Genomic DNA, 6,164 nt, shown 5'->3' with positions numbered 1-6,164 from the left:
CCCCTTCGTGGATTTCCGGGCCCGCCGCTGTGTTCCCGGTGTTCTGTGCGACCTTTCTCACGCGTCAGAGGGATTCACGGCCGACCACCCCTTGATCCGCCGAGCAGGGGGTAGCCGGGTGGGAGAAGGGACGATCCTCCGCGATCGCACGAAGGAGCCCCGATGGGGCACCACGGGAGAAGGGCGATTCCGCATGGACCTCCCCCTCATGACAGACACGATGACGCGGACCGCGCCGGACCCGCCGCGCTACAGCCGTGGCTGGGACGCCGACACCGCTTCCCTCCCGGAGGCCAGAGCCGCGGTCGCCGACCTGCTCGCACGGGTCCGCCCCACGCCTTCGGCACGTACGGTGCAGGACGCGCAGCTGGTCGCCAGCGAGCTGGTCACCAACGCGCTCAAGCACGCGCCCGGACCGTTCACGCTGCGGCTGGAGGTGGTGCCGGAACCAGCCGTGCTGCGCATCAGCGTCACGGACGCCTCGCCCCGGCACCCCCGGCACCGGCCGCCGGACCCGGAGCGGGTCGGCGGGCACGGGCTGCGGCTGGTGAGCCTGCTCTGCGGCTCCCTGGAGGTCACTCCGCTGGGCCGCGGCAAGCGGGTCACCGCCACCCTGGCACTCGGCTGACCATCGGGCTGAGGGCGCGCGTCGCCGCCGTCACGTACCCCGGACTCCTCGGTACCGGGGGACGGACGGAAGGAGGACGACCCCCGGCATCGACCTGATCAGCGTGGCTCCCGGCGCGGCCGCAAACGGTGTATCCGCTGCACCCGGTCGGCTTCCGCTCCCACCTCTGGCGGGCCGTCAGCGGGGCCGGGGTGTCGCCGGCCGGCCAGGTAGCCGAGTGAGCAGGGCACTGGCGTGTCCAGCGACAGGACCGTGAGCTACGCGCCGAGGGTGACGCCGGGCCGGTACCGCACTCCCAGGATCAGTAGTCCGGAGACGGCGACGCCGGTCGGCGGCCAGGTGGCGGTGACGACGACGCCGTCGACGGTGAGCCCGCGGAGCAGGCCGAGCCAACCAGCCGCGAAATAGTGGACGGCCAGGACCAGCCCGGCATGGCCGCTCTGGTCCTGGCCGTCACGTCCTGTCTGGATTCACCCATCCGGCCGCTTTCGGCGTCCGGGGCGGTCCGCCAGGACCCGTCGCGAACTGTCGCGACCGGTCAGTGGACCTGGGAGTCGATGCCGGTGATCACGGCGGCACCGAGCGGCGCGGTGTTCTCGTCCAGCCCGACGGTCCGCAGGGCCTCGCCCGCGAGGCGGCGGGCCTCCTGCTCGGCGTGCTTGTTGCTGTCGGCCTCGACGGTGAGGTGCAGGGTGAAGGTGCCGTCCTCGTTGACGTTGACGGTGTCGAGGTCCTCCGCGCTGCCCAGGTCGGTGCCGTGCGGGTCGACGGGGCGCAAGGCTCGCCCGAGCCGGGTGCGGGTGTCGGCCTCGATGTCCCCGGTGAAGGTGCCGGGCACGGTGATCACGTAGGTCGTCATGGTCGTCCTTTCCTCGAAGCCCCCTTCTACCCGCTTTCCCGGCGTTCGCACCGCCGGTGTCACAGCGGCGAGTGGACGAGCACCGTCACATAGGCGCCGTACAGCACGGAGACGGCGGTGAGGGCGCCGCCGATCAGACAGGCCGCGGCGGGGCGCCTGCGCCAGGTGTGGGCGAGGGCGCGGGCGGCCGGGACGAGGAGCGGGAAGGCCGGCAGCAGGAAGCGCGGCTTGGAGGAGAAGGAGCCGGAGCCGCAGATCACCAGCAGGACCAGGACGCCGGTGAACACCAGGAGGGCCAGCGGGGCGCGCTCCAGGCAGAGCAGCCCGAACAGGACGAGGCAGACCAGGACGATGGCGAGGGCGACCGGGTAGACGACCTTGCCGCCGTGCTCGAGGAGCGCGCCGACGAACCGGGCGGCGCCGGCGCCGAAGTCGATGCGCGAGCCCCAGGCGCCCTGTACGGCGAAGTAACCGCCGGTCAGGTCGCCGGTCGAGTGGCCGACCCGGAGGACGTGACCGAGCCAGCCGAGCGGCGCGATCACGGCGGCGGCCCACACGGCGGGGGCGGCCTGTCCGCGCCGTGGCCAGAGCTGCTGCGCGGCGGCGGCGATGACGGCGACCGCGACGGCGAAGCCGGTGGGCCGGGCGAGGCCCGCCAGAAGGGCGAGTGCGCCCGCCCAGAGCCAGCGGCCCTTCAGCACGCTGTACAGGGACCAGGCGGCCAGGGCGGCGAAGAGCGACTCGGTGTAGGCGATGGTCAGTTCCACGGCGTGCGGCAGCACGGCCCACAGCACGACGAGGGCGGTGGCGGTCGCCCGCCCGTACAGGAGGTGGCCGATGAGGTAGACGCCGTACGCGGCGACGACGGCCGCGGTCCAGGCGATCAGCAGGGCGGCTGCGGCCTGGCCGACCGGCAGCACGGCGGCGGTGGCCCGGATCAGGGCGGGGTAGAGCGGGAAGAACGCCCAGTCGCTCTGCACTCCCCCGGTGGGGGTGATCCAGATGAGGCGGCCGTAGCCGTGGGCGGCGATGTGGAGGTACCAGCGCGAGTCCCAGGAGTGGGCGAGGTTGCGCACCAGCGGGCGGTCGGTGAGCGCGTTGACGGCGATCACGGCGGCGATCCCGGCCGTGCGGACCGCGGCGAACAGCGCGAGGGCGAGGAGGGCTCCGGTGGGTGCGCGGTGGCGGACGATCCGGGGCAGTGCGCGGCGGCGCGGCGGGCCGGGGGCGGTGGCCGCTCCGGGCCGGGGTGCGGAAGACGTGATCACGCTCCGACCATGGTCACGGGGTGGGGGCGGTGCAATCCGGAGCCAGGGTGTCGCGCGCTCTTCCACCCTGATTCAGGAACCGGCGCTTCGGTGGGCCCCGCGACCGGCGGCTCTGGTGATCAAAGTAGGGTGTGCCTACCATATGAGCGCCGCCTAGCTCGAAAGATAGATCTGTGACTGTCAATGACGACTCGTTCACGAACTGGAAGCACCGCGAGGAGATCGCGGAGTCGATGATCCCGATCATCGGGAAGCTGCACCGCGAGCGGGACGTGACCGTCCTGCTGCACAGCCGCTCCCTGGTGAACAAGTCGGTGGTCAGCATCCTCAAGACCCACCGCTTCGCCCGGCAGATCGCGGGCGCGGAGCTGTCGGTCACCGAGACGATGCCGTTCCTCCAGGCGCTGACCGCCCTCGATCTCGGGCCGTCCCAGATCGACCTCGGCATGCTGGCCGCCACGTACAAGGCCGACGACCGGGGTCTGAGCGCGGCGGAGTTCACCGCTGAGGCGGTCGCCGGGGCCACGGGCGCCGAGAAGACCGAACGCCGCGACCCGCGCGACGTGGTGCTGTACGGCTTCGGCCGCATCGGACGGCTGGTCGCCCGGCTGCTGATCGAGAAGGCCGGCTCGGGCAACGGGCTCCGGCTGCGCGCCGTCGTCGTCCGTGGGGGTGGCGCCAAGGCCGCCGGTGACCTGGTCAAGCGGGCCTCGCTGCTGCGCCGCGACTCGATCCACGGCCAGTTCCAGGGCACCATCACCGTGGACGAGGACAGCAGCACGATCCTCGCCAACGGCAACGAGATCAAGGTGATCTACGCCGACGACCCGTCGTCCGTGGACTACACCGAGTACGGCATCCGCGACGCCATCCTCATCGACAACACCGGCAACTGGCGCGACCGCGCGGGCCTGTCGAAGCATCTGCGGCCCGGCATCGACAAGGTGGTGCTGACCGCGCCCGGCAAGGGCGACGTGCCGAACATCGTGCACGGCGTCAACCACGACACCATCAAGCCGGACGAGCGCATCCTGTCCTGCGCGTCCTGCACCACCAACGCCATCGTCCCGCCGCTGAAGGCCATGGACGACGAGTACGGGGTGCTGCGCGGCCATGTGGAGACGGTGCACTCCTTCACCAACGACCAGAATCTGCTGGACAACTACCACAAGGCCGAGCGCCGGGGCCGGTCCGCGCCGCTCAACATGGTGATCACCGAGACGGGTGCCGCCTCCGCCGTGTCGAAGGCGCTGCCGGACCTGAAGGCGCCGATCACCGGCAGCTCGATCCGGGTGCCGGTGCCGGACGTCTCGATCGCCATCCTCAACCTCCGGCTCGGCCGCGAGACCACCCGCGAGGAGGTCCACGAGTATCTGCGCGAGGTGTCGCTGACCTCCCCGCTCAAGCGCCAGATCGACTTCACCACGGCCCCCGACGCGGTCTCCAGCGACTTCATCGGCTCGCGCAACGCCTCCATCGTCGACGGCGGCGCCCTGAAGGTCGACGGGGACAACGCGATCCTCTACCTCTGGTACGACAACGAGTTCGGCTACTCCTGCCAGGTCGTCCGAGTCGTCCAGCACGTCTCGGGCGTGGAGTACCCGACATACCCGGCACCGGAGGTCTGAGAGACCTGCTCGCCACCATCGCGCACCATGCCCGCGGCCAGTTGGCATGGGCGCTGAACGGCTAGACGGAAACGGCGGATTCCAGCGGTCGTCGCAAAACGTGACATCTGGCGTGTAGCACAGCAAGTCGGGCAGTCGCCCGGTCGTGATCACGCGGCTGGGCGACGGTGGCGCACGCACTGGCCGGACTGGCGGTCCGCGGGCCCTGCGTATGCTCGCCTCGGTTGCTGACTCCAGGAGAGGCTGGGAAGGGTGCGCGTGCTGAAGTCGCTCGGTTTCTTCGATGACTTCGGTTACCCGGGCGACTTGGCCGCGGGACCGCTGGGGGCCCAGGTGCAGGCGTCCGGCGAACCGGATGAAGCAGAAATCGTGGAATATTTGGATATGGGTCATCGCCTCACGCACTTCATGGAGGCGGGGGTCGATGTCCTCACGGGTGAGGTTCACCGGCACACGTCCGGCTGTTCGTCGCTTGTCACCGATGGCATGTGGGTGTGGCGTGCGGACTTCGCGCACTATCTGGAGGCGTACCACGTGCCGCTGCCCGCAGCCTTCGTTGCCCGGGTTCGCGGGCTTCACCACCTGATGCCGAAGCTGGTCGGTGCGGACTTCGCACCGTGCTTCGACGAGATCATCCTGGGGTACGGATGGACGGGGGTCGAGCCGTGGGATGCGGAGTCTTTCCTCCGCCCACAGCCACGGACTGTTCCTACTCGCGCGGAGTTCGTGGCAAGGGTCCGCCAAGAACGGCCGGCGGGCTCCTGGGGGAAGGCGCCACGCAAGCCTCGCAGGAGCAAGGAACACGGTTATCAGTAATCGCGATTGGAAGACCGCCTGCTCGACCTGGTCGACGTCCTTCCAGGGGCCCTGCATCTCGATCAGATCGGCCTTGAAGGTGCCGTTCAGCGCCTCGGCCATCGCGTTGTCGTAACTGTCCGCGACGGAGCCGACTGACGCGGAAGCGCCGACGTCAGCGAGCCGGTCGGTGTATCGAATTGACACATATTGCGACCCCCTGTCGCTGTGATGAATGAGGCCGGAATCCTTCTTGATCCGTCGCCGCCAGAGCGCCATCTCCAGCGCGTCCAGCGGCAGTTCGGTGCGCATATGGTTCGCGATCTGCCAGCCGACGATCATCCGGGAGAACACGTCCAGGACAAAGGCGACGTAGACCCAGCCGGACCAGGTGCGGACATAGGTCATGTCGGCGACCCGGAGCCGGTCGGGGCCGTCGGCGGTGAAGTCGCGATCGACCAGGTCCGGCGGCCTGGGCACCAACGGCTCGGGGATGGTCGTGCGCCGCCGCCGGCCGCGGATGACACCCTCGATGTCGAGCTCGGCCATCAGGCGCTCGACGGCGCACTGGCCGACCTCAATCCCCTTGCGCCGCAGCGCGTGGGTGATCCGGCGGACGCCGTAGGTGCCGCCGGACTCGGCATGGACATGCTCGATCATGGGCATGAGCTGTTCGTCCCGCAGCCGGCGGGCCGACGTCGGCCGCTTCTTGCGGGCGAAGTACGTCGACGGCGACAGGTCCAGCTCCCGGCAGACGGGATCGACCCCGAGTCCGCGTTTCACGCAGGTGGTCGATCTGAAGCTTCCCCTTGATCGTGGACACCTGGAGACTGGGATCTTGAGGTTCCAGAGGAAGTAGCACCAGGTGGGAAGCAAGTACACGAAGAGGTCGACCGAGGAGTTCAAGCGAGACGCGATCGCGCTCGTCGACTCCTCAGGGAAGACGGTCACTGCGGTCGCCCGGGAACTCGGCATCAGCTCGGAGT

General features: G+C 69.9%; 6 protein-coding genes and 1 pseudogene. 4 read left to right on the top strand and 3 right to left on the bottom strand.

From position 1 onward, the window contains the following. The first annotated feature begins 208 nt into the window (after nucleotides 1-208). Nucleotides 209-628 carry an ATP-binding protein gene (locus ACFWN1_RS30835; RefSeq protein WP_384369249.1) on the top strand — a complete coding sequence of 140 codons (420 nt, stop codon included), beginning with the start codon at nucleotides 209-211 and terminating at the stop codon, nucleotides 626-628. 538 nt (nucleotides 629-1,166) lie between these two features. On the opposite strand, the gene ACFWN1_RS30830 is transcribed toward ACFWN1_RS30835, so the two are convergent. Next, nucleotides 1,167-1,487, bottom strand: coding sequence for a hypothetical protein (locus ACFWN1_RS30830; RefSeq protein WP_384369246.1), 321 nt, complete (start codon nucleotides 1,485-1,487; stop codon nucleotides 1,167-1,169). Nucleotides 1,488-1,546: 59 nt separating this feature from the next. Next, entirely contained in the window at nucleotides 1,547-2,755 is a 1,209-nt protein-coding gene (locus tag ACFWN1_RS30825) for a hypothetical protein (protein ID WP_384369243.1), read from the bottom strand. A 173-nt stretch (nucleotides 2,756-2,928) separates the two neighbouring features. On the opposite strand from ACFWN1_RS30825, the gene ACFWN1_RS30820 reads away from it, so the two are divergent. Continuing rightward, complete coding sequence (locus ACFWN1_RS30820) at nucleotides 2,929-4,383, top strand: glyceraldehyde-3-phosphate dehydrogenase (RefSeq protein WP_384369239.1); 1,455 nt, start codon at nucleotides 2,929-2,931, stop codon at nucleotides 4,381-4,383. A gap of 252 nt (nucleotides 4,384-4,635) precedes the next feature. Next, entirely contained in the window at nucleotides 4,636-5,199 is a 564-nt protein-coding gene (locus tag ACFWN1_RS30815; RefSeq protein WP_384369236.1) for a hypothetical protein, read from the top strand. 66 nt (nucleotides 5,200-5,265) lie between these two features. On the opposite strand, the pseudogene ACFWN1_RS30810 reads toward ACFWN1_RS30815, so the two are convergent. After that, a pseudogene (locus tag ACFWN1_RS30810) lies at nucleotides 5,266-5,961 on the bottom strand (IS3 family transposase); the annotation flags it as partial. Between the two features lie 82 nt (nucleotides 5,962-6,043). Between ACFWN1_RS30810 and ACFWN1_RS30805 the strand changes: the two are divergent. Further along, the coding region (locus ACFWN1_RS30805; RefSeq protein ID WP_384369252.1) for a transposase at nucleotides 6,044-6,164 on the top strand (121 nt) is incomplete at its 3' end.

It is taken from the genome of Streptomyces sp. NPDC058459 (genome assembly GCF_042721685.1).
Lineage (GTDB): Bacteria > Actinomycetota > Actinomycetes > Streptomycetales > Streptomycetaceae > Streptomyces.
The sequence above is the reverse complement of the archived record's forward strand: the minus strand, read 5'-3'. Positions and strand labels throughout refer to the sequence as shown.